Origin of the sequence: Levilactobacillus namurensis DSM 19117, from assembly GCF_001434785.1 — a bacterium.
Lineage (GTDB): Bacteria > Bacillota > Bacilli > Lactobacillales > Lactobacillaceae > Levilactobacillus > Levilactobacillus namurensis.
Genome location: NZ_AZDT01000065.1, coordinates 1 through 645 on the forward strand (window position 1 = coordinate 1; position 645 = coordinate 645).

Here is a 645-nt window from a genome sequence, read left to right on the forward strand (position 1 = left end):
TAACCAAGTAATGGTGTTCTCAAGAAGATAATTGGTAGTAGCTAGTTTTGAGAGAACAAGCTCTCAATAGTGTGGTGGCGATAGCCTGAAGGATACACCTGTTCCCATGCCGAACACAGAAGTTAAGCTTCAGCACGCCAAAAGTAGTTGGGGGATCGCCCCCTGCGAGGATAGGACGTTGCCACGCGTATATGGAGGATTAGCTCAGTTGGGAGAGCGTCTGCCTTACAAGCAGAGGGTCACAGGTTCGAGCCCTGTATCCTCCATTGAGCCCTTAGCTCAGTTGGTAGAGCATCTGACTTTTAATCAGAGGGTCGACAGTTCGAGCCTGTCAGGGCTCATTCACCGAGAGGTGAATGGCAATTAGATATTTGAGCGATACTGGCTATGCCGACTTAGCTCAGTTGGTAGAGCACCTGTCTTGTAAACAGGGGGTCGGAAGTTCGAATCTTCTAGTCGGCATCATATGCGGAAGTAGTTCAGTGGTAGAACATCACCTTGCCATGGTGGGGGTCGCGGGTTCGAATCCCGTCTTCCGCTTAATACCGAGAGGTATTAGGTTATATACAATTTGCACCCATAGCGCAACTGGATAGAGTGTCTGACTACGAATCAGAAGGTTGTAGGTTCGACTCCTACTGGGTG

Annotated in this window: 5 tRNA genes and 1 rRNA gene; all 6 read left to right on the plus strand. The window is 49.3% G+C overall.

Annotation, left to right across the window (positions count from 1 at the left end):
- The first annotated feature begins 70 nt into the window (after window positions 1-70).
- The 6 genes from rrf to FD30_RS10350 all read left to right on the plus strand — a co-directional run bounded on the left by rrf (window position 71) and on the right by FD30_RS10350 (window position 645).
- A 5S ribosomal RNA gene (gene rrf / locus FD30_RS10325) occupies window positions 71-187 on the plus strand.
- Between the two features lie 6 nt (window positions 188-193).
- Window positions 194-266, plus strand: a tRNA-Val gene (locus FD30_RS10330).
- A 2-nt stretch (window positions 267-268) separates the two neighbouring features.
- A tRNA-Lys gene (locus FD30_RS10335) sits at window positions 269-341 on the plus strand.
- Between the two features lie 48 nt (window positions 342-389).
- A tRNA-Thr gene (locus FD30_RS10340) sits at window positions 390-462 on the plus strand.
- A 6-nt stretch (window positions 463-468) separates the two neighbouring features.
- Window positions 469-540: transfer RNA gene (locus FD30_RS10345), tRNA-Gly, on the plus strand.
- A gap of 33 nt (window positions 541-573) precedes the next feature.
- Window positions 574-645: transfer RNA gene (locus tag FD30_RS10350), tRNA-Arg, on the plus strand.